Below are 26,970 nucleotides of genomic sequence, written 5' to 3' on the forward strand. Positions count from 1 at the left end.
TGTCAATGCATGATGATGATGATGCCGCCGCAGCATCCCCAGCCACGCCGTGGGCAGGGTGGGTGGTATGAGGCGAGAGGGGCCTGGGCGGATACCGTTGGGATCGTGCCGAAGTCACTGTCGATGAATGAGATCCGAGCCCGCGCTGCGCAATTCACCCGCGATTGGCAGGATGAGCCCGGCGACGAGCGACAGCAAGCGCAATCTTTCGTTCGGGATCTGCTCGGCGTGTACGGGATCACCCAGACCCGCGCGGCGTTCTACGAGAAGCGCGTCAAGCGCTCATCGACCGGCTCGCGCGGATACATCGACGCGCTGATCCCTGGTCTCGCACTTATCGAGATGAAGTCGGCCGGCAAAGATCTCGTTGCGGCCGAGCAGCAGGCGCTCGACTACATCGACGACCTTCCCGACCCGGAGGTTCCTCGGTGGGTCATCACGAGCGACTTCCGCCGGTTCCGCCTGCTCGACCTTCACGCTGAGAGCGAGGGCGTGCAGGAGTTCACCCTGACCCAGATGCGGGATCGTGCCGACGCGCTGGCGTTCCTCGCCGGGTACGGTGAGCGCACCTTCGGATCGAAGGCGCAGGAGTCGGCGTCAATCAAAGCGGCGAAGCTGATGGCGTCCCTCTACGAGGCTCTCGAGGGGTCTGGGTACGACGATCACGAGGCGTCGGTGTTCCTGGTGCGCACCTTGTTCGCCCTCTACGCTGATGACGCCGGAGTGTGGGATCGCGATCTGTTCCTCGAGTTCCTCGAGACCCGCACCGCGACGGATGGTTCCGACCTCGGGCCTCAGCTGTCGTTGTTGTACCAGGTCATGGGGCGCGAGCCGTCTCGTCGGCAGTCGAACCTCGACGAGCTAATCTCGCGGTTCCCCTACGTCAACGGCGGGGTCTTTGAGGAATCGGTGTCGATCCCGTCGTTCGATGCCGGCATGCGTGACCGGCTGATCTCGGCGGCGATGTTCAACTGGTCTGCGATCTCGCCGGCCATCTTCGGCAGCCTCTTCCAGGCTGTCAAAGACAAGGCAGCTCGGCGTGAGCTCGGTGAACACTACACAACCGAGACCAACATCATGAAGGTCATCGGCCCGATGTTCCTCGATGAACTGCGGCAGCGGTTCACGGACGGATATCACGACACCGCCAAGCTCAAGAAGTTGCGTGCCGACATGGGGCTGATGCGGTTCCTGGATCCAGCGTGCGGCTGCGGCAACTTTCTGGTGGTCGGTTACCGGCAGATGCGAGCACTCGATCTTGAGGTTCTGCTGCGGATCCAGGAGTTGTCCGGCGAGACGGCCCGCACGATGTTCTTCACCGAGGAGCACCTGGCCGTGCGGCTATCGAGCTTCCACGGGATTGAGCTCGAGGAATGGCCTGCCCAGATCGCAGCGACGGCACTGCACCTGGTGGAGCACCAGGCGAACCAGGCGATGGAGCTGGCGCTAGGATCTGCGCCCGATCCGCTGCCACTGGACAAGATCAAGAGCATCGTCGTCGGCAACGCGCTGCGCGTCGATTGGGCAACCGTCCTAGGACCGACCGAGCACCTGTACATCATGGGAAACCCACCCTTCCTCGGCCACGCCACCCGCTCGTCAGAGCAAGCGCAGGAACTGCGCGACGTGTGGCGGCGGGACGACATTGGGCGGCTGGACTACGTCACCGGCTGGTATGCGAAGGCGCTCGAGTTGCTCGGCCGTCCCGGCTACCGGGGCGAGTTCGCCTTCGTCTCGACGAACTCGATCGCGCAGGGGGAGCCTGTGCCGGCGCTCTTCGGCCCTGTGTTCGCCGCAGGGTGGCGAGTCAAGTTCGCACATCGGACATTCGCCTGGTCCAGTGAGGCGCCCGGTGCCGCGGCAGTGCATTGTTCGGTGATCGGATTCGACCGGCCGTCGAGGAAGAGGGCGCGGCTGTTTGACTACTCCGGAAACCTCAAAGGCGAGCCCGTCGAGATCCCCGTGGTGGATCAGCTCAACGGCTACCTGGTGGACGGCCCGATTGTCCTGGTCGATCAGCGCCGAAGCCCACTGGCCTCGGCGCTTCCTCCAATGGTGTTCGGGAACATGGCTCGTGACGACGGCAACCTCCTGATCGAGCCAGGCGACTACGCGGAGGTCATGGCGGATCCGATCGCCGCGAAGTACGTCCGACCGTTCGTCGGCGCCCGGCAGCTCATCCACAACGAGCCCCGGTGGTGTCTGTGGCTCGTCGATCTGGACCCCAGCGACATTGCCCGCTCACCGATACTCCGCCGGCGGCTGGATGCCGTGCGCCAGTTCCGCGCAGCATCGAGGGCCGAGTCCACTCGGCAGATGGCGGAAACGCCGCACCTATTCGGTCAAAGGTCGCAGCCCGACACGCCCTATGTCTGCGTGCCGCGGCATGCGAGCGAGACCCGCAAGTTCTTCCCGACAGCCCTGTTCACCCCGGATGTGATCTGCGGTGACGCCAACTTCAAAGCAGATGACCCGGACGGCCTCGCGTTCGCAGTGATCTCGTCTTCGGCATTCATCACCTGGCAGCGCACCATCGGAGGCCGCCTCGAGTCTCGTCTGCGCTTCTCGAGCACCCTGACGTGGAACACCTTCCCGCTGCCTGCCATCACCGATTCACAGCGTGCCGCGATCATCGCCGGCGGCCGAGCCGTTCTGGATGCGAGAGCGCTACGCCCAGAACGCTCGCTCGCAGACCACTACAACCCCCTGGCGATGTCGCCCGAGCTGCTCCGTGCCCACCGCGAACTCGACGCTGCTGTCGACAAGACTCTGGGGCTGCGTGGAGCAGCAACGGAAGCTGACCGGTTGCGAGCGCTGTTCGCCAGCTTCGCGAAGCTCACTACAGCGAATGAGCTCGCGATGCCGAAGAAGCGTCCCCGTAAGGCGAGAGCCGTGAGCGCGGCGTCGTGAACTGGCCGTACCCGACCGTCCCCGTCGACGGGATCGCGACGGTTGATGAGGACGGCGAAAATCAGGTCTGCGCTTGCGGCAATGATTCGGCTACCCAGGATTGGCGAAGTGCCGATCGTCACGGGTGCCTTACCTTCGATGCGGCGGGTTCGTCCGATCCGAACGAGTTCGCGGTGTGCCCGGTGTGCGGCCGCGTGTATCCCAACGCTGCGCTGTTCCGGGGTGCCGCGGCGGCTGTCGCCCGCTATGAGATCACGAGCGCCAAGGTCGTTGCTGCGCTACAACGGTATGACCACGATGCCTACGGATCCGGCGCGCCGTTGACGAGCTGACGGCAGCGGCTCAGCGCGCGGTTGTCAGTGCGTCAGCATAAGGTTCGCTGTTGTGGTGCAGCACTGGTCTCCGATGTCTCAGCTGCAGGCGTCACCGGAGCCGGGGATCTGGTACGTGTTCGATCACAGTAAGCGGATCGCGATTATCCGCCATGTCGAGATCCGCGGCCGCAGGCTGTTGCGGTCGGTGACGTTTGATCGAGATCCCGATCGGCGAGTGTTGATCGGCTACTTCCCGGACGATGCGATGCGTCTCGCGGTTGAGTGCACCTGGTCTGAGTATGTGAGGGCGACCGGCCCTCCGGTTAGTAATCGTCGATGATCGCGTGCCGCCGGGGCAAGAGAAACGGCACCCGGCCGGAGCGTGGAAATTGTCACATTCACCAACGATCCAACTGAGGAGGAGCCATCGCCCCGAGGGGCGGGAGGGAACCTGCTCAACAGCCGGGTGCCGCGCCTTAGTGTACCGCGCGGGGCGGTCAGAGCGGGGGGGATTGCAGGAGCTCGTCCGCGACTCTGTCGAGCAGCTGCGGGGTGAGCTGTTCGTGCCGGCCGGCGCGCTTGATGGCGTCGATCGTCGCGAGGATCGTGGTGTGCGCGTCCGGTGCGGCCGGGATGGTCTTCTGTGCCCGGCGGATGCGGGCGCTGAGCTCGAGGATCGCGGCTTCGTCTCGCTCGTTGTTCGCGTAGCCGGCGGCAAGCTCGAGCGCCTGGTGCAGCAGGCGGATCTCGGCGGTGGTCAACGGCGTGGTCATCGTGTCCTCATGTTCAGGAGCTCGGCGGTCAGTTGGGCAAAGCGCGCGTCGACGTCGCGCGGGTCGGCAAGGTCGGCGTCAGGAGCGATGGGGCGGGCGTCGTAGAAGTGGTGACGGATGACGCGGCCGCGGTCGTCGACGAAACCTGCTCCCTCACCCTCGATCGGTTCGAGGAGGGTGACGACGTCGACCGTGAGCTCTCGTGCAGTGCCGCGTTCCCTGATGAGGGTGCGGTCTCCGATGTGCAGCGCGGGCCACGGGGCGAGCTCGGGGTCGGTCATGGGACTTCCTTCCGTGCGGCGGGGGATGGGCGACGCAGTCGTCGAGCGGACTTGGGGATGGGTTCGTTGCGGGGCAGCTTGGCGAGGAGCCAGTCGTCCCGGACGGCTATGGCGGCGGCGAAGCACGTCATGAGTGTGGGGTGGTGGTGGTTGGCGCATCCGGCGCGGGTCTGGCATCCGAGGTCGTAGCCCTCGGGGCTGCCGTGGACGATCCTCTTGGCGACCTCGTCGGATAGCATCGCCGGCTCCTCAGTCGAAGGTGGCGTCGATCAGGAGGTCGAGCGCGTCGGCGAGCTCGCGGAGACGATAGCTACGTCGGCCGGCGATGACGTGGCCGAACAGATTGACGAAGTGCAGCTCGCGGGTGGCGGTGTCGGCGACAGCGACGGTATGGACGTCGTGCGCGTCGATGTATTGCCAGCTGATGATGTAGTTGCGGCCGGCGACGTGCGCCTGCGCCCAGCGAAGGAGCAGCGCGCCGAGCGGGCCCTCTTCGGAGGCGCGGGGCGAGTAGGGGTCTGCCGGCACGATCGCGTCGACGGAATGGAATCCGACTGAGGAGCGGGTGATCTCGTAGCTGTCGAGCGGGATGTCGGTGAAGAGGTCGTTGTATCGGGTGCCGGTGTCGTCGGTGATGACGATGTTGTTGAGCGTGCTCATCGGTGTCTGGTCCTCTCGGTGTGTGGGTCAAGCGGCGCAGCTGGTGAGCTGCGCGCGGAGGGCGGTGTAGTCGGCCGGATTGACCGTCAGCTGGTACGCGGCGAGGACGTCGACGAAGCGGGATGCGTAGACGCATCCGTAGTCCGCGGCCGGGGGCATCCACTCGGCGGGCCCGCGGTCGCTCTTGGACTGATTGGCGCTGCCGTCCGTGGCCTGCAGGTTGAGCGGGTCGTTGGCGAAGTGTTCGCGCTGCGTCTCGTCCCATTCGTCGGCGCCCTGGCGCCATACCCAGGCGAGGGGCACGATGTGGTCGATCTGCACGAGCTCGCTGGTGCCCTGTCCGCGCTGGAAGGTGATCGTGAGCCCGGTGTACGGGTCGTGCAGCGTTCCGGTGAGGACGACGCAGTCGTGGGTGCCGGGCTTGGTGGTGATGTCCTCGAGCGCGGCCGCGAGCGCATCGTTGCGCTGGTCGCAGCCGTTGCGGTCGATGTCGGCCCAGCGTTGCCCGAAGGCGTCGCGCTGATAGGTGTCCTGATTGTCAGCCTCGGCGATGTCCAGCTGCTCGAGCTGCTCGAGGCTCGCGGTGGCTTCTGCCGTGAGGTCAGCCGATGGCGTTGCCGGCGGTGCGGCGGATGCGGGGGGTGGGGTCTCGATCGTCGCAGCGGGACTGCTGCTGGCGGCCTGCGTGGTGAGGGCGATCGCGCCGGCGAGCAGTGCGACGACCAGGGCGCCGGCGGCGGATGCGGTGCGGGTGGTGCGGCGGGTCATGGTGGTCCGTTCAGAGGAAGAGGATGGCGCCGAGGACGACGGCCGCGACGAGCGCGGCTGCACTGATGGCGAGGCTGGCGAGGAGTTTGAGGGTGCGCCGCACGGTGCGCTCGGCGCGCCGGATGGTGTCGAGGGTGACGAGGATGCCGACGAGACCACCACTGCCCAGCAGCAGGGGAGCGAAGTCGCGCGCGGTGCTGAGGGCGAGATCCATGGTTCCTCCGGGTGAGTGCGTCTAGGGGTATAGGCCGCGGTTGGGGGTGTTCGCGGACAGGGGTGATCCGGGGACGGGCATGGGCGGGCCCGTCCCCGGATCCGGCTACGCGGCCGTTTCCTGGCTCTCCTCGCCGAGCATGGCGTCGGCGATCGCGTTGACGGCGCGGAGGACGTTGCCGGCGACGCTGCGGATGAGGTCGACGTCGCCGCCGGCCCATCCCGCGACGTAACCGATCGACCACGCGCTGGTGTCGAGTCCGAGGAGTCCACCGGCGCAGTAGGCGACCGACTCGGCCTCGGTCTCGATCACGCCGCGGTGCTCGCGCGTGCTGCCCTCGTCGAAGTGCAGGAGTGCGTGGCCGATCTCGTGCAGGAGGGTCTTGACTCGCATGGCCGGCGCCATCTTCGCGTCGACGCGGATCTGTCGGGTGAGGCCATCGGTGTACCCGTTGAGTCCGTCCTGCTCGATGTCCTCGAGCGCGACGTTCCACCCCTGGCCGGTGATGTAGACGGCGAGCTGGTCGAACAGCCCGGCGACGTCGTCTCCCTCGAGGTAGACGGCGGGCTGCTCGGGAAGCGGCTCTCCCTCGGTGTCGGTGACGTCGAAGACGGAGAGTACGGGGTAGATCACCCGGCTGCTGGTGGACTCCTCGCCGGTGGTCTCGTCGACCTCGACGATGCGCTTGGTGGAGTAGCCGAAGATCTTGATCGACTTCGCGCCCTTGACGACGTGTCGGCCGAGGCTCTCCCACTGGCGGTAGCCGAGGCAGTAGGTGCCGCCCTGCGCGAGGATGAGCATCTGGTTGGAGAATGAGCGGCGCCGGACAATGCGGGCGAACCGCAGCCAGGCCTTCCAGTTCTCGCTCTCGGCGAGTGTGGTGACCTGGGCGGTGAGCTGGGCGTGTAGCGCTTCGGCTTGCGCGCGGCGCTCTTCCGGGGTGCGCCGGGTGGTGCTGGAACGGCGGGTCTTGGTGGGCATGGAGTCCTCCCTCAAAGTGGACAAGTAGTGAATGTGACATTCACTACTCTAAGGGGTGGGCGGACAATGCGTCAACACCGGTTCTGAGCGGGCCAGCGGGAGGCGGTCAGCCCTGCAGAATGTCGGTGGCCGACTTGGGGTACGCGGTGCGAGGCAGCGTGATCGGTATGCGCCGGCGCTGGGTGCTGCTGCCGAGCGGGAAGGCGTCTGGTGCAAGTACCTTCTTGCAGGGAGCACTATTCATCAGTTCTCACTTGCGGTGTAGCCGGATTCAGCAAGGCTTCGACGCGCAATCGTGAGAACCGTGCAGGAACGGTACGACGGGTAGACCGATGCCGCGTCAGGGCTGGCCGTTAACTCGAGACGTGTCCAGGGTTCCGCGTCATCACCGCTGCGAGAGAGAATTTCAACGCCGACGGCACTCGCTGTAGCAACAAGAGCTACGACTGACAGAGTCAGTCCTCGATGTCGCCTAGTTGTTCCCCGGCGAGAGCTCGTTGGACGAGCCGCGCATGTTCTGCGGACAACGGGAACTGGATCTCATCGCAGTCTGGAAAGTTCTCATCCCCAGCACTGACGCTCAGGAGGAAGTCGCCTCCGGGTTCTCGGAGCACGACGAGCATGCCGCTTGTCAGTGAAGGCTCTCCGTCGATTGTGCTCACTGGCCAGGTCAGCGCGATTCGAATGAGTTCGTCGCTCATCAAGATGAAGCTCGATTCTGGTTGCACTTGCTTGTTGAGCCAGGCTACCGAGCCGACCCACGAGCCAAGCGGGTCGCCGTGCGCCGATATGGTGCACACATGAAGCACCTGCACTACGGCTCGATCGTTATAGCCATCTCTGATCAGTTGGCCTCGACCTTTCAGACAGCAGCGCACGACTTCATGGCCGCGGGGCGCTCTGCAGTCTGGCCAGTCTCGGGCTACCGCGATGATCGGGATGAGATCTCGATTCAGCTGGCTGTTGGTCCTGGGATTGCGTTTGCGATCACCGACACTTGGCTCCCCGACGAGCGCGAGCCTTCACGACACGATGCGGACTCGATCGCATACATAGATGGCGAGCACGAAGCCCTCGAGAAGGAGCAGTTGAGCGAGGCGGTCCGGAACGTGCTGGTGTACGGCCGGTTCGACAGGCACTCAATGAAGGATGCCGGAAGCTGGCGGTTCAGCGGGCATCCAGCCGTTACCGACGCACACGATCCTCAATCCGCCGTGAACTCCCTAGGGCGTGTTGATTTAGTGCCGGGGTCGCTGGAGTCCAGTTAGTGCGCGTTGCCGAGTCCGCCAGTGAGGCGGCCGTGGAATCGGGCGGTGGCGTCGTTCATGCCGGTGAAGGTGACGGTCTTGCCGAGGTGTTCGTATTTGGTGTGGATGGCGTCGAGCGCGGCGACGGTGGATGCGTCCCAGACGTGGGAGCGGGTCAGGTCGACGACAACGCGGTCGGGGTCGTGGGTGTATTCGAACTGCGTGGTGAGGTCGTTGCTGGAGGCGAAGAACAGTTCTCCGTCGACGGTGTAACGGGCGGTGGGCTGGCCGTCTTGGTCGGTGATCTCGCGGGTGACGGTGGTGAAGTGCGCGACGCGGCGGGCGAAGAGGATCATCGCGGCGATGACGCCGACGCCGACGCCGATGGCGAGGTTGTGGGTCCACACGGTGATGCCGACGGTGACGACCATGACGAGGGTTTCGCTGAGCGGCATGCGCTTGAGGGTGGTGGGGCGGATGCTGTGCCAGTCGAACGTGGCGACGGAGACGACGATCATCACGGCGACGAGGGCGGCCATGGGGATGACGGCGACGATGTCGCCGAGCACAAGCACCAAGACGAGGAGGAACACGCCGGCGAGGAAGGTGGAGATGCGGGTGCGGGCTCCGGATGCCTTCACGTTGATCATCGTCTGCCCGATCATCGCGCAGCCGCCCATGCCACCGAACGCGCCGGAGAGGATGTTCGCCGCCCCCTGAGCCCACGCTTCGCGGGTCTTTCGGGAGTGGGTGTCGGTGATGTCATCGACCAGTTTCGCGGTCATGAGGGATTCGAGGAGCCCGACGATGGCCATCGCGGCGGCGAACGGGAAGATGATGCCGAGGGTGTCCAGGGTGAGCGGAACGTTCGGGATGAACAGTTCGGGCAGGCTCTGCGGGAGTTGGCCCTGATCGCCGACGGTGGGGACGCTGATACCGAACACGACAGCGGCGGCAGTGAGCAGAACGATCGCGACCAGCGGTGCCGGGACGACACGGGTCAGCAGCGGCATCAGATACATGATGAGCAGGCCCGCGACCACGAGCGGGTAGACCATCCAGGGCACCCCGAGCAGCTGCGGGATCTGCGAGATGAAGATGAGGATGGCGAGGGCGTTGACGAACCCGACCATGACGCTGCGGGGTATGAACCGCATTAGCTTCGCCACCCCGAGAAGTGCCAGCACGATCTGGATGAGCCCACCGAGGATCACGGTGGCGATGAAGTAGTCCATCCCGTACTCGCGGGCAACAGGGGCGATGACCAGCGCGATGGCGCCGGTTGCGGCGGTGATCATCGCGGGCCGGCCGCCGAGGAATGCGATGGCGACCGCCATCACGAACGACGAGAACAGCCCCACCCGGGGGTCGACCCCGGCGATGATCGAGAACGCGATCGCTTCGGGGATCAGCGCGATCGCGACGACCAGTCCGGCGAGGACTTCGCGGGTGAGAATGCGGGGGCTGCGCAGCGCTTGCAGAACGGTCGGTTCGATCCGGTAGCGGGCGGCGGGATCTTGCGTGGGCACGACGGCGGTCACGGTGCTCCTTCGTGGTCGGCGGGGATGTAAGCCCGCAGGAAGGCGCTCCGTTGCGCCGGGAAGTCTCAGAGATTCGGGAGAGGATGGATGCTGCACGACAGGGTGCGAGCGAACAACGAGACTCTAACGTAACGTGAGGGTTGAAGGAAATCGGGGATCATGACTGACGCGGCGATGCACATCGGTGAACTGGCCGAGCGCACTGGTCTGTCACTGCGCACCCTCCGCCATTACGACGAGATCGGTCTCGTCACTCCGTCCGGACGCACCGATGGCGGGTTCCGCCTCTACACCGCCGACGACGAGGCACGGGTGATGCTGATCCGCCGGATGAAACCCCTCGGCTACAGCCTCGACCAGATGCGTGAGCTGCTCGACCTCATCAATCTGGTCAACGCCAACCCGCGCGATCCGGAACTTGATGCTCGGTTTGAGAGTGTCCGGCAGGAGGCGCTCGAGCGGCGCGACCGTCTCAGAATCCAACTCGCCGCCGCCGAGGAGTTCGTCGCTCAACTTCACGCCCGCTCCACGAAGGTGTAAGCGGCTCACCCAAGTCCGCTCAGCGCGCGCCGGTCTTGACCCAGATTAAAGTTCCGGCGAGACAGATCGCGGCGCGGTAGTTGCGGGCGAGTTTGTCAGAGCGCATCGCGATCCCGCGCCACTGCTTGAGCCGGTTGAAGCACCGCTCAACCACGTTGCGCCCCTTGTAGCGAGCTTGCTGCTGGTCGCCGAAGTCGATCGGCCGACCCGGCCGCTTCCGGCGGTGCGCGATCTGGTCGTCACGCTCCGGGATGGTCGCAGCGATCCCGCGGCTGCGAAGCCAGGCGCGGTTCGCCTTCGAAGGGTAGCCCTTGTCGGCAAGTACCCGGTCCGGGCGGGTTCGGGGCCTACCCTTACCGGCGCGGGGCACGCGAATGTCTTCGAGGACCGCGGTCATCATCGTGGTGTCGTTGACGTTGCCGCCGGTGATCAGCATGCCCAACGGCCGGCCACGGCCATCGCAGACCATGTGCAGCTTGGTTGTCAGTCCGCCGCGAGAGCGTCCGATCCCGTGATCCGGCGGCTCGACCCACGGATTCCTGTCATTCGGTAGAGCCCCCTGTGTCCCGCTTCAGGGTCGCGCCGTGCTGATGCACACGCGCGATCGTGGAGTCGATCGAGACCACCCAGTCAATCTTCCCGGCGGCATCTGCCTGCCTCTGGACCTCCGCGAGCAGCTTCTCCCAGGTGCCGTCCGCGGCCCATCGGCTGAACCGCTTGTAAATGGAGTTCCACTTCCCATACTGCTCCGGCACGTCCCGCCAGGGAGCGCCGGTGCGGTACTTCCACGCCATTCCCTCGACAGCGAGCCGATGATTCGTCCACGGCCTCGACCGGCCCGTAACCGTCGGCATCAACGGCTCCATCACGGCCCACGCCTCGTCAGAGATCTCGTGTCGCATCACCGTTCAAGGCTCACCGAGACAAGGGCAGATGACTTGATCAACACGCCCTAAACCGCGAGGGAATCGATGTCGTCAGCGTGACTGAGAGCGGCGCCCCGGGCGACTCAGCTTGGTCGAACTTCTACATCCTCGGGCGGTATGTCGACACTCACCTGTGAGATGCAACCGGTGGCGGGCTGCCAGTGCTGCTTGAGCGCTCTTGCGGGGTCGTTTCGTAGCGTGTCAACATCGGTGGGAGCTGGGTCGTGGAGTGCTTCGGTCACGATGAGGACGCGGCGGGTGTCGGGCTGGATGGCTGCCGTCAGACCTCCCCGATACGTGTGACAGTAAGCCTGTCGAGAACGTCTTCCGGCCGTAACCGGTGCTGATCGAGCAACTTCACAACTCCATCGGTACGTTCGCTCGCCACTTTGATGTTCCGCAGTAGCTGCAGACCTTCCCAGAGCCGCTCGGTATCTGTCGCGAGTGCGCGGATGTCGTCGGGTGTCACGCGGTAGCTGTCTCCGCCGGCAACTGCGATCGCGTCCTTATGGACGAGCGTGCGCGGGGTGACCATAACCGCTGCGCTAATCTCGGGGACCGCGACCGCTCTGTCTTCCGCCACAAGTGCGAGGTGCCCGTTCACCTGCAGGGTGTCGGTCACACCAATAACGCCGTCGATCTTGTGTTCGCTCTTCGCCTCGACGCTGATCCACTGTGTCTCGTCCCAGCACCAAGCAGAATCGGTCCGCGAGTTCCCCTTCGGCTTGAACGCGTGCGCCCCTAGGAACAGCCCGAGCTGTGTGAGCGCGGGTTCGTAGGCCTTGTGGTCGATCTGCGAGAGGCCATCGAGCATGTTCTCGAACGCGGTCTTGAGCTTCGCGGGACTTCCCACCCCGTCTATATAGGTGCTGAGCCGTGATGCTGCACTCAGAAGCTGTGCGCTCGGGGCGAGAGCTTGCCGGCCTTGGAACGGAAGGAACGCTGCCATCCACGTAGCGGGCTTGGCGGCATCGACCGCCTGCGCGGCAAGCGCGTCCGCCCTGACGGCCAATTCTTCGTCGTTTGCATCGCGGGCGGCCTTATCGATGGTGACCGCGGCTCGGAACAGCAGCGTGGCTTGGTAGCCCCGCACCGCTGGATACGAGGTCAACGCGGTCGCCGCGAGGTGCAGCTTTTCGCTGGCCGCCTTCCAATCCGCGTTCCACATTCTCTCCATCGCTTCAACCTCGTGCTTCGCCGCCTCCGCGAGTCCGGGTGCCTCCGCGGGCTCATGCTGCACGGCAGCAGCCCTGATTCGCGCGAGCTCTTCCTCTGGGTCACTTCGCCACTGCTTGCCCTGCTCGAGGAACATCGCGACGTTCTCTCGAACGTCGTCGAGCGACGTATCGGACTGGTCCAGACCGAACTCGATTTCGGACTGCAAGTCAGGCGACAGTGTTGCGCGCATTTCTTCGCGGGAAAGGTAGGTGGTGGTCTCTTTATCGGCGACGATGACGAGTGCCCAGTCCCTTGGGCCGCGGGTGCACCGTCCGATGCCCTGAACCACGCGGCTCCGTACCCGTTCGGCTGAGACGGCGGCCGCGCGCGCACGGGAAGCGTAGAACCGCTCCTGGAGGTTGGTGACGCCGGGATATCCAGCCATCGTTACTGATCGGCAGGCCTTGCCGGGGAGATCGATGCCGTCGTAGCGGTTGGCGAGCAAAGCGACCGACTTGGTCGACGCGGCAAAGTCGTCGAGCGAATCCTCGACGTCGCTTTTTCGGAACACAGTCCAGTTCTTGGGCACGATCGTTGTGCTGGCGTTCTCCGCCTCCTTCTCGCTCGGGGTGATGACGATGGACTTCCCGACCGACTTGATGAGTTCTTTGGTGAGCTTGTCTGGATCCGCATTAGGAACCAAGTGCGGGAATACGAGGAAGCGACGTCCGGAGGTGGGGGTTGGTGCTCCCTCGGGGCGGTGCAAGCGTGCGACGGATGGCCTTCCGAAGGCGCGCTCCAACTCGCCAGAGGTTCCGAGCGTCGCCGAGAGGTAGACCCGTTGCGTTGCCGAGGCGAACAGCGAGTTCTCGAATGTTGGCGGGGTGACGGGTCGTGCTTCGATCTTCGACCAGGAGACGTAGAGCGTGCAGGCAGCGAGGTGGCCTCCTATTGCGTCGAAGGCGAATTTCTGTGCTGCTGCGAACCGATCGGAGCGGTCAACGCGCGCGAAGGCGCCGAGAGCACGTGCAAGTCCCGGCAGTGCGTCGTCGCGTTGGGCGAGGACGAGACCGTCAACAAGTTCACGGGTTCCTGCGCCGGGGGTGTTCCCGATGAGCTGCTGATACCGCTCCTGGGGGAGCATCGGTGCGACCGCTTCCAGCGCCTCGCTCCAAATCGACCCGTAGAGGTGGCGTGGTATTTCGACGGTGTACGCCTTTGACACGTACTGCTCGCCCGCGTGCGCGTCGTCGAACACGATGATGTCTGCCTCAATCAGCTTCGGAGACGTGTTGAAGATCGAGCTGTAGGGGACCACGGCCGTAGCCTTCGCACGCTCGTACTTGCTTTGAGCCGACGGATCCCACTGCTTCCAAGACCCCGAGAGATCGACGACGTCGATACCTTCCTTCTCCGCTGCCGCTACGACTTGACGCACGAGCTGCTTGGTTGGGCAGACGAAGATGGCGCGCCCCTTACCCTCGCGGCGCCGCCAGTCCGCGATAAGAAGGCCGGTCAACGTCTTCCCCGTACCAGTCGGCAGTTCGATCGCAAGATCCCGGGCACCCACGCGCTTCTCGGCATACTCGCGCAGCAGATCGACCTGCTGCGGCCATAGCGTGTCTGAGTTTTCCCCCGTCTTCCGCAGTAGCGGGAACAGCTTCTCCGGAGTTTCAGCGCGCAACTGCGTATCCGAGCGCTTCTTGATCGCCATCGTTCCCCCTAATTCGTCGGTGCCCCTGGGCGGAGCGTTCGTGCGCGACTGAGACCACCGCTCGAACAGCGTTCACGGTCTGGAACACTTGCTCCATGAGCACTGACAAGGAAGTCGTACCCATACTGGTCACGCTAGGACATCTCGGCGACGACAGCCTGCAGCTGCGTTTCCCGTCGGAGCACAGCGACGAGATCCTGAAGCTTCTCGACGAGCACGGTATCGACCACAACACAGCCATGGAGCATTCCTATGATCCGACTGATTGGATCGAAGTAGTCAAGGTGCTCGGCATAGCTGCCGGCAGCGCCGGCGGCCTGCACGGTCTGGCGAAGGTGATTACGGCGTTCGTTCGTCGTCACGATGGCAAGCGATTCATATTCACGAAGGACGGCGAATCCGTAGACGCTCAGGGCTACTCCCAGCGGACGGTAGAGGCCATGCTCCAGAAGATGCCACAGGAGCAGGCAGATCTGGACGCCGCCACCCGACGCGCGATGGGTATCGACGACGCTTAGAGCGGCACGGCACCGCTCCGAGCAAGTGCCATGGCCGCCCAATGGGACATTGAACTTGCCATGAAGTTCGGGCCTGGTCGTCTGGTGCAGTGCTCAATCGCAGTGAGCTTGAGGGCGCGGCCCGACCGTCTCGAGGCCGGGCTTGCGGAGTGCATAGCATCGGTGGCATGCCGGCATCTCGCAATCGCATCTCTGCCATCACGCGTCGAAAGCTGTTCGATTCGATCGCGCTGTCAGGGTTGGGTTGGTCGGGCCGTCTCCAGGAGCCGGACTTCCTTGGGCGCCTCTACGATCTGAGCAGCTTGCCGAGCGCGGATACGCGGTATCGCGATGCGCATGGAGACATCTGGCAGCACCGCGTGAACAACTACGACTGGGACGACGACTGGGTCTTCTCGGACAGTCGGTTCAACCTCGCGCATGGTGATGACGATGTAGTTCTCGCGTTCCTCGCCGAGATCTTGCATCCCCTCGTTCGTTCCGACGAATCGGAGGTCGCGGCGCTCCTCAAGGGCTTCAACGAGGCGCTGGCCCGCGACGGGTATGAACTGTATGCCTCCGATTGGATTAGCGGGCACGCTGTCTATGGCTGGCGGCGACTCGACGCGTTTCACGGCTCAGCGCCCGAGTTGCGTCTGAGCGAGCGGCCGCTCACGGATCCTGCGGTGCTTCAGGAGCATCTCACTCGGATCCGGGCCGGGCTGGTGGCTGACCCGGCGGCGGCGATCTCCTCGTGCAAGAACCTGCTCGAGAGCCTGTTCAAGATCATCCTGGACCGCAGTGGCGTGAGTTACGGCGGCAACGACGACGTGCCGCGCCTGTATCGCAAGGTCGCCGAGCTGCTAGCTCTGAATGCGGAAGCCGTCCCCGAGTCGGCTCGCGCCAGCCAGACCTCTCAGCAGATCCTCCGAACGCTCGTGACGACTGTGAGCTCACTTGCCGAGCTGCGCAACGAGCTCGGAATCGGACATGGGCAATCGTCTCGCAGCGCAGCGCTTGCTCGCCATGCCCGTCTCGCTCTGAACGCAACCGTGACAATCGCGGAGTTCGTCCTCGATACGTGGCAGGCGCGCATCGAGTCTGGCGCGTTGGAGCTCCCCAGCTGACTTGCGACCGCTTCGATCACATCCGGCGGATATTAGCGAGTGCCTCATCGAGGGTGTGGAGCGCGTGGAGGACTTGGATCGAGCGGCTGAAGATCAGGCTCTCAAACATGGCGTCGTCGGTCTTGGGCATGACGGAGCGAGAGACGACCCAGGCGGCCCCTGATTCGATGCCGACGTCGTCGCTGAACATGTGTGCGGCGACCTCGTTGCGGATCTTCACGAGCGTCTCTTTGAAGGAGCGGTCATCGGCTATGTCCCGGACGCTTGCCTTGTAGGTGTTCTGCCCCGCGGTGAGCCCCTCGATGTCGATGAAGTCAGCGAACCGACCGGTCTGCGTGCGTGCAGTGCGTTGCAGGTCTCCCAGGACCCTGTAGACGCCTTCGATGCTCTCGCGCAGGACGAGGGCGAGGAGCTTCTCGGTCGTGACCCGCGCAGCGGGGTCTGCGGCCATGGCGCGCAGCAGCACGCGCATGTCGACGTCGATCTGGACGATGAAGAACCGAGCGGCCGCGTATGCCTTGACTACCGCAGCCTCGTCGCCGGCGCCAGCAACGCTCTCGACGTCACGCGCCCGGTGCTCGAGGGCCTCGACAGCGAGCGGGATGGTGCGGTCGAAGCCAGCGACGCTGTCGGCGTTGGATGGCGGCTGGCTGGGGCTGCTCATCGTCTCAGCGTGCCACCGAATCGGCGGGGCCGGTGGACGTCGATCGAAAGTCATCTTAAAGTTAAGGCATGAGTGGGTTGTTGGTGCATGGGCCGCGGATGATCGGGGCGCGTCGGCAGTTGTCTATCCCGCGGCGCGTGCTGGTGTCGGCGGGGATCGAGGTGCCGGGTCGGGTGCGGTTCGAGGTGGCCGAGGGGGTGGTGTGTGTGCGTCGCGCGGAGGAGGGTGAGGAGGGTGCTCAGATGGTGTCGAAGGTGGGCCAGCTTGTGACTCCGCCGTGGGTGATGCAGACTCTCGGGGTTGGTGTGGGCGGTGCGATCTATGCTCGGCCGCGGGCTGACGCCGTTGTGGAGGTCCTAGCCGGGTCTCGTCTGCAATTTGAGCTGGAGGGGGCAGCATGAGCATCTCGATCGTGCTGCAGACCCCTCGTCGGACTGCTGCCGATCGCGCGTGGGGTGAGCCCGGGCTGCGGGATGCCGCGGCCGCTCACGCGACTACGACGCTGCTGCCGGGCGCGGCGGTGTTGCCGTTGACGACGTTCCTGGACGCGAACGTGTATCCGGTGGTCGTCTGGGACCGGCGCGCGCTGTCGTTGCGGCTGACCCGGATGGATGGCCCGGCGGTGTCGACGGATGCCGTGCGTGACCTGCTGGATGCGGGGTGCCCGACGGTGCTGCGGGTCGCGGCGATGGTCGGGGTGGGCGCGCCGACGCCGACGAGGCGGGCGTTGCGGCCGCTGCGGTCACTGGCGAGGACGATCGGGATGTTTCCCGTGTTCCCGCGCCGGTCGCCGCTGGTCGCGGAGGAGTTCGACGCGCAGGGGACGGCGCTGGTGGTGTGTGACGAGTCGAGCGTCGAGGTGCATGTGGGCGGCGATGCCGGCGTGCGGGCGGGCTCGGCGTTGAGCCCGTTGTGGCGTCGGGTGTATGAGGAGCGGTTGTTCGAGTGGGCGATCCGGTCGGATGCGCTGCCGTGCGCGTTACCGGCCGTCGAGGGCCTTCACCCAGGAGTCGAGTGAGCGGGCAGGCGCCCAGCGGACGTCTTCCATCTCGACCTGGATCTCGGAGTGCAGGGTCTGGGCGTTCATCGCCTTCTCGCGGAACGACTTGAGGTTCTCCTCGCGGGTTCCGGAGAGCAGGTTCGCCGCGAACGTGGCGATCGAGCCGATGCTGTGTTCGGGTGCGGTGTGCTCGGTGACGTGGTCGAAGACCGCGCCGCCTTCGCAGATGTTGCAGTCGCACCAGAAGTAGTCGGCGGGGACCTGCGCGGCGACCAGCGGGAGCCGCTCGAGCAGGTGGTAGGACATCAGCCGCGGGACCAGCACGGAGGTGCCGGGGCTGCGGCCGCCGCCCTTGGAGGGCCAGATGTGGCGGAGGGTGCTGCTGGTGCCGACCGCGCCGAACCGGGCGCCGGCGGCGACCGCGGCGACGGCGGAGAGGTCGGTGCGCAGCAGCGCGATGCTCACCTGTGAGCCGAGCACGTGCAGCAGGCCGCGGACGGTGTCGACGGCGCCGAACGGGTCGGTGCTGTGGCCCAGGGCGAGGGCGACGGGGACGCCGGCGCGGTCGATCGCGGTGCGCAGCTGGTCGGCGGAGTTCTTCAGGATGAGGGACTCGATGGGCAGCATCGTCATCACAGTCCCGGAAGCCTGGCTCGCGATGTCTGCGCCGCGGCCGAGCGCGAGGTCGACCTGGGCGATGTTCTCGAGGCTGATGTAGCCGGTGTCGGTGAGCGCGACCGGCGCGCCGTGGTCGAGTTGCCAGGTGACCCATTCGAGGCTGAGCGGTGCGTCGCCGGTGGCGCGGTTCTTGCCGGAGTAGCGGTTCGCGTCGAACAGGATGCGCGATTCGGGGCCGGCGATGGAGCGGTGGGTGGTGAGCAGCTTGTCGGCGGCGGCGGTCTTGTTGCCGCCGGCGACGGTGTAGAGGGCGGTGATGCCCGCGTTGCGGCTGAACGCGGCGATGCGGTCGACCTTGGACTGCGGTGCGTGGATGAGGATGGCGCTGTCGATGCCCGTCCCGGCGGGAACCGGGGCGGGATGGTGACCGGAGGGCGGGGCGAGGTCGGTCATGTTGCGGCTCCCAACGTGATCGGAACGAGGTTCTCGGGTTGAGGGTTCTCCCCGAGGTAGTGACGGCGGAAGCCGTCTTCGGTCATGCCCGCCAGCCGTGCGATATCGGCGACGCTCTGGTGGCGGATGTTCTTGTGGGCGTTGATGATCTGGGTGAGGGTGGACGGGGTCTCGACGGCGACGTCGCCGGGTTCGCTGTTGCGCCAGCCCATCTGGCCGAGGCGCATGTTGAACTCGCGGTATTGCCGGTCGGTGATGATCTCCAGGTCGTAGGCGCGGCGGATCAGCGCGCCGATCGACATGCCCCACTTCTCCTTCAGGGTCAGCAGCCGCCGGAACTCTCCGGTGCGCAGCCCTGCCAGGTCGGGGCGGATGCTGTCGGCGGGCGCGAGCAGCTCGCCGGCGAACTTGTTGGCCTGGTCCTCCTGCTCAGGGCCGGGGATGTCGTGCATCAGCAGGTGCCCGAGCTCGTGCGCGACCGTGAACCGGAGCCGGTCGGGGGCGAGGCCCTTGGTTACCAGCATCATCGGGAACCGGGACTGGTCGCCGGGCCAGGTGGAGACGGCGTCCTGCCCGGGGGTCGAGAGGGGGCGTTCGATCACGATGATGCCGGCGGACTCGACGATGCCGACGAGGTTGCGGATCGGCCCGTCGCCGAGGTCCCAGCGTTCCCGGAGCCGGCGAGCGACCTCGCGGGGATCGCCGTCCAGGTCGATCGGGTCACGGACCAGGGTGCGTTGCGGCTGCGGCGCGATCCCGGTGAGCAGGCCCTCCATCGTGAGCCTGGTCAGGTGCGTGAGCGCTTCGATGCGTCGCATCGTGCGAACCGTCATCGTGCTCGCCCGGCGGCGGTGGTGCAGGCAGCTGATCGCTAGGCCCGGGACGGTGGGCTGCTCCTCGAGGATCTCCGGCGGGCAGTCCAGCGCCTTCACGAGCGCGTCCCGGCGATCCGGGGTGAGCTCCAGCGCCCCGGTCTCCAGGCGGGAGATGACAGCCTGCGAGACCCCCGCCTCTCGCGCCAGCTCGGTCTGGTTCCAGCCCTTCGCCTCACGCAGCAGGGTGATCATCGAGATCGCCGCATCCGCCATCAGTCACCTCCGCCGACAAGGCTAGCATAAGAACTGCATTGTTTGCCGGGTACATGTGCCGCTTGGTCGAGCGGCGTGTCGCCAGATAGTGGGTTGTGGTGCGAGGGGCTCCCCTATGTGCGGGACGGATCGTTGGCGATGCCCATCATGCAGCAGGCCTCCGACTCCGACGCCGAAGTCTGGGGGTGCGCGATCCCGGCAGGTCTCTCTCGAGGAGGTCGCCATGACCGGAACGTCGACGCTGGTGGAGTTGCTACTGGCCCGGATCGAGCAGGACGAGCGGATTGTCGACTTGTCGCACCGGCATCCTCACGCGAGGCGTTACGGACGGCCGCCAGCTGATCGCGGTCGGGTCGCTATTCACGCTGGAACACTGCTATCGCTGTCCGACTCCCGCACACCTTCCTGTCGATCGGGCGTAAAGGCTCGCCCTCGCGCGATCACGGACAGTGATCGCTCGCCCCAGGGCGCGCCGGTCGGTCAGCGGAGGCAAGTTCGATGGTGAGTTGGCGGTCGACGGCGCGCGCGATTCGTCGAAGTGTGGAGAGGGTGGGCTGCTGAGATCCGTTCTCGATGGCGGAGATGACGGACTGCTTCGAGCCGACTCGATCTGCGAGTGCCGCCTGGCTGAGACCCGCGGCCGTGCGCGCCTGATAGACCATCTCTGCCATCGCGCGCCGTGCCTCTTCCTCTTCGAGCGCGGCGTCGAACCGTGCGCGCTCGTCTGTCGTCATGGCCGCGAGCGATGCGACTTCCAGCTCCCGAAACGGAGTGCTCATCAGTTCTTTCCTTGCTTGTGTCTTGCTTGCGCCCGACGAGCTCGAAGAATCTCGCCACGCTCATTGTTGCGCCATGTGCCCGCGGACTGCACCGTGTAGGCGGGCTTGCGTCGGTCGCGTTTCCGTAGGACACTTCTCTGTTCTGCTTGGAAGGGGCACCGGTGACGCACGATGATGGCGATGTCGACTGGGAGGAGGTCATCCGCGGCATGATCGCGCGCAGCGCCGAGTCTGCTCCCACCGAGCCGGGGGTATACCGGATGCCGTGTGGGAACTGCTACGTCGACTTCTTCCTCACCTCGGACGGCGCCGAACGGTGGCTCGTCCCCGGCGATGAGCGCAGCTACACCCGCGACACCGTCGCCGTCGCCCGGCACGGCGACTACCCGTGGGAGCGTATGTACACCCTCGCCCACGCCGCCGCAGAGATCCGGCGCCGCGCGGCCGACGTCGGGAGACCCGTTGATGCCTTGATTGAGGAACTGGCAATGATCGCGGAAGCGGCGGACGCAGCCGAGAACGAGGAGATCGCCCGCATCGTCCGGGAACGGCCCACCGACAGTGAGGACATCCCGCTGGCCGACCTCGCTCGGAAGTTCGGGATCGATCTCGACGAACTCTAGCGATATCTATCCGGGTCTATCGAAACGCTAGACATCGCTAGATTCTGCAAGAGCATCCATCACCTGCGAGAGGCCTGCCATGAGTGAGTATCCGTGGTTCGACTTCGACCAGGTCGACTACGTCACTGCGGACACCCACTTCGACCACGCGCGGATCAGCGAGCTCGCGGAACGCCCGTTCACCACCGTCGACGACATGAACACCGAACTCGTCCGCAGTTGGAATGAGGTCGTCAGCCCGACCGATGTGGTGCTGCATCTCGGGGATGTCGCACTCGGACCGATCGAAGAATCGATCGGCCTCACCGCGCAGCTGAACGGTTGCCGATACCTGGTACCCGGAAACCATGACCGGGTGTCGCCCGCGACGCAGTCGAGGAAGGCGATCGAAAGGTTCGCGCCGCTCTACGAGGCGGCCGGGTGGACCATCCTGCCGGAGGTCATCGAAGGGACCCGGCGCGGGTACCGGATCCTCGCCTCCCACTACCCCTACAAGGGCGACTCCCAAGAGTCGGACCGGCACACCACGCACCGGCCGCGCTGGGACGACGGGATCCCGCTCCTGCATGGCCACACCCACGCACGCGATCACGGCCCCATCGGCCACCAGTTCCACGTCGGCGTCGACGCCCACGGGTACGCGCCCATCCCCTTCACCGTCATCGACGCCTGGATCCGCAACCTGCCGGACGTCGAGCCGTGGCTCGATGTCACGATCCGTGAGGCCCGTCAACTCGTCGCGGACTTTGACGCCAGCGAGACCTCGAACTCCGATGCCCTGTTTTACCAGATGGGATACAACGAACTGCTGATCGCGCTCGAGGACCTCCTCGGCGCGCTGGACCGCCAGTGGCCCCGCCGTGACGAATCGTGTTGATCGCGAGCAGCAGTCATGTGCCGGCGGAACCGCGGAGCCGTGTCAAGGGAAAGCGATGCTGTGGGATTGAACGGCAGCCCGATCAAAATCGGGCCAGTTTGTGACGGCTCTCATGAGACAAATCGGTGCCAGCGTCGATCCGGTCGAGCAAGGGGTTCAGGTCAGCGGGTTCACGCATGACAGTTGGTCATGAGATCCCACAATCAGCCGCCGGTCTGTCAGATCGTATACGTACTGCCGCACACCCGAAGCGGAGGGCGGCATCCCTACCGTCACGACGCACCGTCCCGGGAACCACCAGCGGAGAGCCTTCACTGAGAGACTGCCGTAGGCGCGAATCGTGGTCTCGTAACCTCAGCATCATGATCTCCGGAGAGATCAGTCGCGGACTCGTACGGTATCTACGCGGCAGCCCGGAGAGAGGGAGCAGATGGGCCACTACGACCTCAATCGCATGGGCTGGCAGCAGTTCGAGCACATGCTTCAAGCTCTCGCAAAGGCCGAGCTGGGCAATGGTGTACGCCCGTTTGGGTCCGGTAAGGATGGTCAACGCGACGCAACCTTTGAAGGTCGGGTCACTTTCCCTGTGGGCAGCGCGAGCTCTTGGAATGGATACGGCGTCATCCAGGTGAAGCACCACGAGAAGCCAACCACAGCTACCGCCGACTGGAAGTGGTTCATCGAGGAGGTGCGCGGCGAGATCCGCGGCTGGCTCGGCAAGAAGCGTCTCGGCAAGAAGACACCGAAGTACCTCCTCTTCGCCACGAACGTGGCGCTCTCCGGCACGGAGGGCAGCGGAGGGAAGGACCAGTTTGAGCTTCTGATGAGCAACTCGGCCGCCGAGCTGGGTTTGGACGGCTGGTTCGTCTGGGATTACGCGGAGATCCGCACGATGCTCGACAAGCACACCTCGATACGACAGCGGTACCTCGAACTGATCGTGACCGGCGACTTCCTCGTGCAACTCGAGTCTCTGCTGCCCAAGAGGACCGCACTTGAAGCCGACAGGCTGGCGGGTCACGCTGTCGCGGAACTCATCACCCGACAATGGGTTCGCACCGGCGACGCCGGCTACAGCGACACCTCAAAGGTCCGACTGGCGGACATTGCAATCGATCTCCCGTGCGTATGGCGCGCGGGGCCCGCCAACGAGGCCGAAGGCCGACGCATGGCTGCACGCGTAACGCTCGCGATCGGCAATCGCGCATTGTCCAGCTCTGGGGGCTCCGGCCCGCAAGGTGTGGTCCTGATCGGAGGACCGGGCCAAGGAAAGAGCACCATCGCGCAGGTGATTGCACATGCTTACCGGGTAGCGTTCCTCCGCGACACCGACATAACCCGATACGGCGCCAACGCGAAGCACGCTTTCGACGGCTTGCGCGACCGTCTCACCACCGCCGGGATCCCAGCCCCGAAGCGCCGACGCTGGCCCATCGTCGTCGAGCTGGCCAAGGCAGGAACGTCGGTCGCTCGAGACGAAGGCGCCTTCTCGCTCCTCAAGTACATCGCTGACTCAATCCTCGTGGAGGGAAACCCGACCGACCCGAGCGCCCTGCTGGAATGGATGAGCAGCTGGCCGGCCTGCCTCATCCTTGACGGCCTCGACGAGGTTCCAGATGCGAAAGTGCGCAGCAGGCTGATCGATGCCATCAGCAGCTTCGTGAGCGAACTCAGCGCTCAACGCGCCGACGTTCTTGTCGTCGCCACCACTCGCCCGCAGGGGTACCGCGGAGAGTTCGGCGACGCTCTACCGTGTGAACAGTTGGAGTTGCTCGAGTTCACGGAAGGCGAAGCGCTGAGCTACTCCGAAGCGCTCACAGCCGTCCGAACGTCGGAAGACCCAGACCTCGCCGCGCAGGTCACCGAGCGGCTCATCACCGCTGTTCACGAACGAGTCACGCAGAGACTGATGACGACACCCCTGCAGGTGACGATCATGACCGCCCTTGCAGAGGAGGCCGTTGACCTTCCCAGCGACCGGTTCGAGCTCTTCGATCGCTACTACAAGGTGGTGTACGAGCGGGAGCTCGCCAAGAGCGAGGCGTTCGCCGAACTCAAGACACTCCGCCAACACATCGATCACCTGCACGAACAAGCCGGCATCAAACTGCAGGCACGCACCGAACAACCTGGCAAATCCGACGCCGTACTGACGAAGACGGAAATCGGTCGAATCCTCCGCAGGCGTCTCACCATGGCCGGATTCGATGAGACTGAGTCGGAGACGATTGCGGACAAACTCCTTCGGCTCTCCACCGAACGGGTCGTCATGCTCGTCTCACGCAGGCCGGCCAAGTATGAGTTCGAGGTCAGATCCCTGCAGGAGTACATGGCAGCGCGAGCCCTCACGGACGGCGACGACGCAACCGTGCTCGGCGGACTGAAGACGCTCATTCCGTCTAGCCACTGGCGAAACACCTGGCTCCTCGCCGCGGGAAGACTTCTCAAGCGGCGCGAGCACCTCACAGACGAAGTCATACAGATCGTGACCGAGTACGACACCACCACAGCAGAAACTCCATTGACCGCCCTCGGTGCCGGACTCGCTGGTGAGCTCTATCTCGACAATCTCGGCGCTGAGTTCCCCGCCGTGAGACGCGCGCTGCTGACGAGCGCGATGGCGCAGTTCGCGGAAACTGCTCCAGAGTTGCCCCGATCACTCGCCGACCTTATGGATCTAGCGCTATCGCAGGCCGAGCGCGAAAGCGCAATCGCGCTGGAGTCGCTGCACGAACTCAGCAGAAAGAACCTCTCCAACCTCGCGACCAAGTACCTCAGCGAGCACAGCAGCGGCATGTCGCCGGCAGCCAAACAAGCACGAACCACGCTCACCGAAGGACGCAAGTACATCAAGCCCGGCGGCCAGACGACGCGAGCACGAGCGCAGATCCTCGCACGACACCTCGCACGAGTCGCTGCCACGGTGCCCGAGGCACTCGTGCTGGTCGAGCGGCTGAATGAGGAAGCCGCATCGACCAGCAGTAGCAGTGGCGCAACGGCGTCGGTGGCGCTCCTCCAGGCGATGGACCAACCCGCGGCACGAGCAGGACTCGCTTCCACGATCAGCTCGATGGCCCATAGTCAGCCCGACGCGGCACACTATGGGACTGTTCTGCTTCGCCAACACGCGTCTAGATCGCTTCGAGGGCAAGGGTATGCCGGGTAAGTCGGGTGTTGCGCTCACCGGCCAAGCCGCCCGAATGCGTGCGAGCCCTTGACCTTGTCCGGGCGGGTGTCTTCTCGTCGGTGCCATCGTCGGCGGGCGACTCGGATCGATTGTTGGTGCAACGCTTCCGGGAACTGCTCACCGCTTTGTCACGGTCGCGCAGGTTGTCGCATCGCGGGGTACTTTGCGTATGGTGCTGCGGCTGCGATTTGCCATCGTCGGGCGACGCTTGGCGCCACGCCTGTGAGGTCACAGAGAGGACCGATCGGCATGGTGCTGGCGAGGTTGAGCATTGCGGAGCCTCGGAGCGCGACAATGCTGCAGCCGAGCGCTTCGAGGCTGGTCACGGGACGGTCGTAGTCGACATGCGCACCCGCCCTGAGCTTGGAGGGAAAGAGCCAATCGGAATCGGTATCCCATCGTCGGGGCGCGTCGATCTGGCTTCGAATGAGCTCTGGGAGTGGCGGTGGCAGGGTGATTGGAGTCTGTCCAAGCCGAAGTTGAAGGGTGTTGCCATCATCGATGATGTCCGCGCGCGTGAGGCGCAATACGTGGGAAGCGGGTCGACCGTAGAGGCCGCTGATGAGACCTGTGATCCGCGTGATCAGCGGCAGCGACTCGTCGGTGCTCAGTCTCTGGAGCCACTTCTTGTGTTCGTCTGGTGGGTAGCTGGTCGCTTTGAGACCGCTGGGATGCTTGATGGGTCGGAGCCGTCTTGCGCGGCCCGTCCGCGCGGCCCAGCGGAGAAAGTTTCGCAGGGAGGAGGCTTCCTTTGGGTTGTCGTCGAGGTACTGCTCGACGACGCTCTGCGGCGCTGTCCCGAGATCGATGCCGTTCTGGTCGAGGTGGTTGAGGAATCTCTCTGCTGTGCGGCAGATCAGTCGCGCCCGCATGTAGGACCCGTCCGTGATCCCCTTTTGCCTGATGAGCTGGCGGGTGCGTGCGGTGACTTCCCATCGGCAGAACGGTGTGAGGTGTCGCGCGACAGAGTCGGGCCGGTCGCTGAGGAAGGCGTCGAGCCATCGCTCGAACCGGACTCCACCTTCATCGCGCGGCTTGAGGATGCCGACGTCTGTAAGCGAGTGCCGGAGTAGGTTGGCAGGCTGGAAGGCTGGATGATCATCGAGTGCAGTGTGGCTGATCGGGATCTCCTCACGCAGCATCTTCCGGAGCAGGGCTGCGGTGCGGCTTCGCTTGGTCCACTTCGCCATCGATTGGGGTTCAGGGTGATCGAGTAGCCGCACTTGCAGGGGTGCGAGGAGCGAGCGCGTTCGCGCGGTTCCTTCGGCAAAGAGGTCATTGACGCAGTCGGTTGCGTGGCAGCGATGGCAGATGCGGCCGTACCGTGGCTCTTCGTTGCCACAACGTGGGCATGCGTATCGGGGTGGGGTTCCGGCGCATGTGCTGCAAACCAGGTTGCCGGCTTCGTCCACCGCGACGAGCAGAGCACTCGTGTAGCAGGTGGGGCACTTCTTCTTCGTGGACTTGGCGTGCCGGTAGCACGACTCGCAGGTGTCTCCTCCGAGGAAGGAGACGGCGATGGTCGTGGTCTTGTGGCAGTGGACACATCGCCCGATGCGTCCATCCGCGCAGTTCTCGCAGACGCTATGGCCGTCGACTCGCTTGTGCGCTGGCTGCATCCGATCGCAGATCGTGCAGAGCCGGTAGTTGGCGGGATCCTTCCTCCAGCACGTCCCGCACACGGCCGAGCCGTCTTCGAGTCTGCGTCGAATGATCTTAGGGAGGTGGCATCGGCCGCAGATCTTCGGTGTCGCCTTGGTATAGCACCCGTGACAACATCGTGAGCCGTCGGGGTGATTGGCTCCGAGCAGCAGATCTCGATCACAGTGTGTGCAGGCCGGCACGACAACATCGTGCCCTTGTGCGCGGGCGAGTCGGAGAAGCCGCTGCGCGGAACGACTCATCTGCTGATCGCCGTTGTGCGCGTAGTTGGGCGAGGTTTGCAGGTATTGGATGAGCCAGGCCCGGGCGGTCGGCGTTTCTACGACTAAACCGAGCATCTCGGCGACACCCGCCTTGCCGATCGTCTT

Annotated in this window: 25 protein-coding genes; 10 read left to right on the plus strand and 15 right to left on the minus strand. The window is 65.0% G+C overall.

Features of this window, described 5'->3' with window-relative positions; all coding sequences use genetic code 11:
• Positions 1-105 precede the first annotated feature (105 nt).
• Together J8G10_RS18950 and J8G10_RS18955 are read left to right on the plus strand one after the other, a co-directional pair.
• A complete protein-coding gene (locus tag J8G10_RS18950) occupies positions 106-2,910 on the plus strand; it encodes a DNA methyltransferase (RefSeq protein WP_251448543.1) in 2,805 nt (934 codons plus the stop codon).
• Positions 2,907-3,242: a hypothetical protein gene (locus J8G10_RS18955; protein WP_251448546.1), complete on the plus strand. Its 336-nt coding sequence runs from the start codon at positions 2,907-2,909 to the stop codon at positions 3,240-3,242. The genes J8G10_RS18950 and J8G10_RS18955 overlap by 4 nt, the downstream gene beginning before the upstream one ends.
• Positions 3,243-3,721: 479 nt before the next feature.
• Here J8G10_RS18955 and J8G10_RS18960 read toward each other — a convergent pair whose 3' ends face one another.
• The 7 genes from J8G10_RS18960 to J8G10_RS18990 all read right to left on the minus strand — a co-directional run bounded on the left by J8G10_RS18960 (position 3,722) and on the right by J8G10_RS18990 (position 7,602).
• Positions 3,722-3,997, minus strand: coding sequence for a hypothetical protein (locus J8G10_RS18960; RefSeq protein WP_251448548.1), 276 nt, complete (start codon positions 3,995-3,997; stop codon positions 3,722-3,724).
• Complete coding sequence (locus J8G10_RS18965) at positions 3,994-4,278, minus strand: hypothetical protein (RefSeq protein WP_251448551.1); 285 nt, start codon at positions 4,276-4,278, stop codon at positions 3,994-3,996. Before J8G10_RS18965 ends, J8G10_RS18960 begins: the two co-directional genes overlap by 4 nt.
• Before the next feature lie 249 nt (positions 4,279-4,527).
• A complete protein-coding gene (locus tag J8G10_RS18970; RefSeq protein ID WP_251448554.1) occupies positions 4,528-4,938 on the minus strand; it encodes a hypothetical protein in 411 nt (136 codons plus the stop codon).
• Between the two features lie 27 nt (positions 4,939-4,965).
• On the minus strand, positions 4,966-5,706 hold the full coding sequence (locus J8G10_RS18975) for an HNH endonuclease family protein (protein ID WP_193599307.1): 741 nt from the start codon (positions 5,704-5,706) through the stop codon (positions 4,966-4,968).
• 10 nt (positions 5,707-5,716) lie between these two features.
• The gene (locus tag J8G10_RS18980; RefSeq protein ID WP_193599308.1) at positions 5,717-5,920 is read right to left on the minus strand and encodes a hypothetical protein; all 204 of its coding nucleotides are present in this window, start codon (positions 5,918-5,920) and stop codon (positions 5,717-5,719) included.
• 105 nt (positions 5,921-6,025) lie between these two features.
• On the minus strand, positions 6,026-6,901 hold the full coding sequence (locus J8G10_RS18985) for an ArdC-like ssDNA-binding domain-containing protein (RefSeq protein ID WP_193599309.1): 876 nt from the start codon (positions 6,899-6,901) through the stop codon (positions 6,026-6,028).
• Between the two features lie 455 nt (positions 6,902-7,356).
• Positions 7,357-7,602 carry a hypothetical protein gene (locus J8G10_RS18990; protein ID WP_217585032.1) on the minus strand — a complete coding sequence of 82 codons (246 nt, stop codon included), beginning with the start codon at positions 7,600-7,602 and terminating at the stop codon, positions 7,357-7,359.
• A 99-nt stretch (positions 7,603-7,701) separates the two neighbouring features.
• On the opposite strand from J8G10_RS18990, the gene J8G10_RS18995 reads away from it, so the two are divergent.
• Entirely contained in the window at positions 7,702-8,169 is a 468-nt protein-coding gene (locus J8G10_RS18995) for a hypothetical protein (protein ID WP_061682440.1), read from the plus strand.
• On the opposite strand, the gene J8G10_RS19000 is transcribed toward J8G10_RS18995, so the two are convergent.
• Positions 8,166-9,689, minus strand: a complete 1,524-nt coding sequence (locus tag J8G10_RS19000) for a SulP family inorganic anion transporter (RefSeq protein WP_061682431.1) — start codon at positions 9,687-9,689, stop codon at positions 8,166-8,168. The two genes, J8G10_RS18995 and J8G10_RS19000, sit on opposite strands and share 4 nt — an antisense overlap.
• Positions 9,690-9,848: 159 nt before the next feature.
• Here J8G10_RS19000 and J8G10_RS19005 point away from each other — a divergent pair, with 159 nt between their 5' ends.
• On the plus strand, positions 9,849-10,229 hold the full coding sequence (locus tag J8G10_RS19005; protein ID WP_061682430.1) for a MerR family transcriptional regulator: 381 nt from the start codon (positions 9,849-9,851) through the stop codon (positions 10,227-10,229).
• 19 nt (positions 10,230-10,248) lie between these two features.
• Here J8G10_RS19005 and J8G10_RS19010 read toward each other — a convergent pair.
• Positions 10,249-11,131, minus strand: a protein-coding gene (locus J8G10_RS19010; protein WP_246367098.1) for an IS5 family transposase whose coding sequence is annotated in 2 segments (ribosomal slippage) — positions 10,249-10,776 and positions 10,778-11,131 — 882 coding nt in all. Because the reading frame shifts where the segments join, the coding sequence is not laid out codon by codon here.
• Between the two features lie 304 nt (positions 11,132-11,435).
• On the minus strand, positions 11,436-14,027 hold the full coding sequence (locus J8G10_RS19015) for a DEAD/DEAH box helicase family protein (protein WP_061682427.1): 2,592 nt from the start codon (positions 14,025-14,027) through the stop codon (positions 11,436-11,438).
• A 95-nt stretch (positions 14,028-14,122) separates the two neighbouring features.
• Here J8G10_RS19015 and J8G10_RS19020 point away from each other — a divergent pair, with 95 nt between their 5' ends.
• Both J8G10_RS19020 and J8G10_RS19025 read left to right on the plus strand, forming a co-directional pair.
• Positions 14,123-14,545, plus strand: a complete 423-nt coding sequence (locus tag J8G10_RS19020) for a hypothetical protein (RefSeq protein ID WP_061682425.1) — start codon at positions 14,123-14,125, stop codon at positions 14,543-14,545.
• Positions 14,546-14,712: 167 nt separating this feature from the next.
• A complete protein-coding gene (locus J8G10_RS19025) occupies positions 14,713-15,651 on the plus strand; it encodes an abortive infection family protein (protein WP_061682422.1) in 939 nt (312 codons plus the stop codon).
• A gap of 16 nt (positions 15,652-15,667) precedes the next feature.
• Here the strand turns inward: J8G10_RS19025 and J8G10_RS19030 are convergent, their stop codons facing one another.
• Entirely contained in the window at positions 15,668-16,315 is a 648-nt protein-coding gene (locus J8G10_RS19030) for a hypothetical protein (RefSeq protein WP_251448559.1), read from the minus strand.
• Positions 16,316-16,712: 397 nt separating this feature from the next.
• Here J8G10_RS19030 and J8G10_RS19035 point away from each other — a divergent pair, with 397 nt between their 5' ends.
• Positions 16,713-17,333: a hypothetical protein gene (locus J8G10_RS19035; RefSeq protein ID WP_061682416.1), complete on the plus strand. Its 621-nt coding sequence runs from the start codon at positions 16,713-16,715 to the stop codon at positions 17,331-17,333.
• Here the strand turns inward: J8G10_RS19035 and J8G10_RS19040 are convergent.
• The 3 genes from J8G10_RS19040 to J8G10_RS19050 form a co-directional block, all read right to left on the minus strand.
• Complete coding sequence (locus J8G10_RS19040) at positions 17,295-18,386, minus strand: hypothetical protein (RefSeq protein ID WP_061682415.1); 1,092 nt, start codon at positions 18,384-18,386, stop codon at positions 17,295-17,297. The two genes, J8G10_RS19035 and J8G10_RS19040, sit on opposite strands and share 39 nt — an antisense overlap.
• Positions 18,383-19,474 (minus strand): XRE family transcriptional regulator, encoded by a 1,092-nt coding sequence (locus tag J8G10_RS19045; RefSeq protein ID WP_061682412.1) that lies wholly within the window; start codon positions 19,472-19,474, stop codon positions 18,383-18,385. The genes J8G10_RS19040 and J8G10_RS19045 overlap by 4 nt, the downstream gene beginning before the upstream one ends.
• A 440-nt stretch (positions 19,475-19,914) precedes the next feature.
• Positions 19,915-20,253, minus strand: coding sequence for a helix-turn-helix transcriptional regulator (locus J8G10_RS19050; RefSeq protein ID WP_231860830.1), 339 nt, complete (start codon positions 20,251-20,253; stop codon positions 19,915-19,917).
• A 209-nt stretch (positions 20,254-20,462) separates the two neighbouring features.
• Between J8G10_RS19050 and J8G10_RS19055 the strand changes: the two genes are divergently transcribed.
• From J8G10_RS19055 to J8G10_RS19065, 3 genes are all read left to right on the plus strand, one after another.
• Positions 20,463-20,876, plus strand: a complete 414-nt coding sequence (locus J8G10_RS19055) for a zinc ABC transporter ATPase (protein WP_251448563.1) — start codon at positions 20,463-20,465, stop codon at positions 20,874-20,876.
• Between the two features lie 79 nt (positions 20,877-20,955).
• The gene (locus J8G10_RS19060) at positions 20,956-21,753 is read left to right on the plus strand and encodes a metallophosphoesterase (RefSeq protein ID WP_217584118.1); all 798 of its coding nucleotides are present in this window, start codon (positions 20,956-20,958) and stop codon (positions 21,751-21,753) included.
• Between the two features lie 430 nt (positions 21,754-22,183).
• The gene (locus tag J8G10_RS19065) at positions 22,184-24,919 is read left to right on the plus strand and encodes an NACHT domain-containing NTPase (RefSeq protein ID WP_217584119.1); all 2,736 of its coding nucleotides are present in this window, start codon (positions 22,184-22,186) and stop codon (positions 24,917-24,919) included.
• Positions 24,920-25,068: 149 nt separating this feature from the next.
• On the opposite strand, the gene J8G10_RS19070 is transcribed toward J8G10_RS19065, so the two are convergent.
• Positions 25,069-26,970, minus strand: a 1,902-nt coding sequence (locus tag J8G10_RS19070; RefSeq protein ID WP_251448565.1) for a hypothetical protein, incomplete at its 5' end; no start/stop codon positions are given.

The sequence above is a fragment of the Microbacterium sp. USTB-Y genome (genome assembly GCF_023703415.1).
GTDB lineage: Bacteria > Actinomycetota > Actinomycetes > Actinomycetales > Microbacteriaceae > Microbacterium.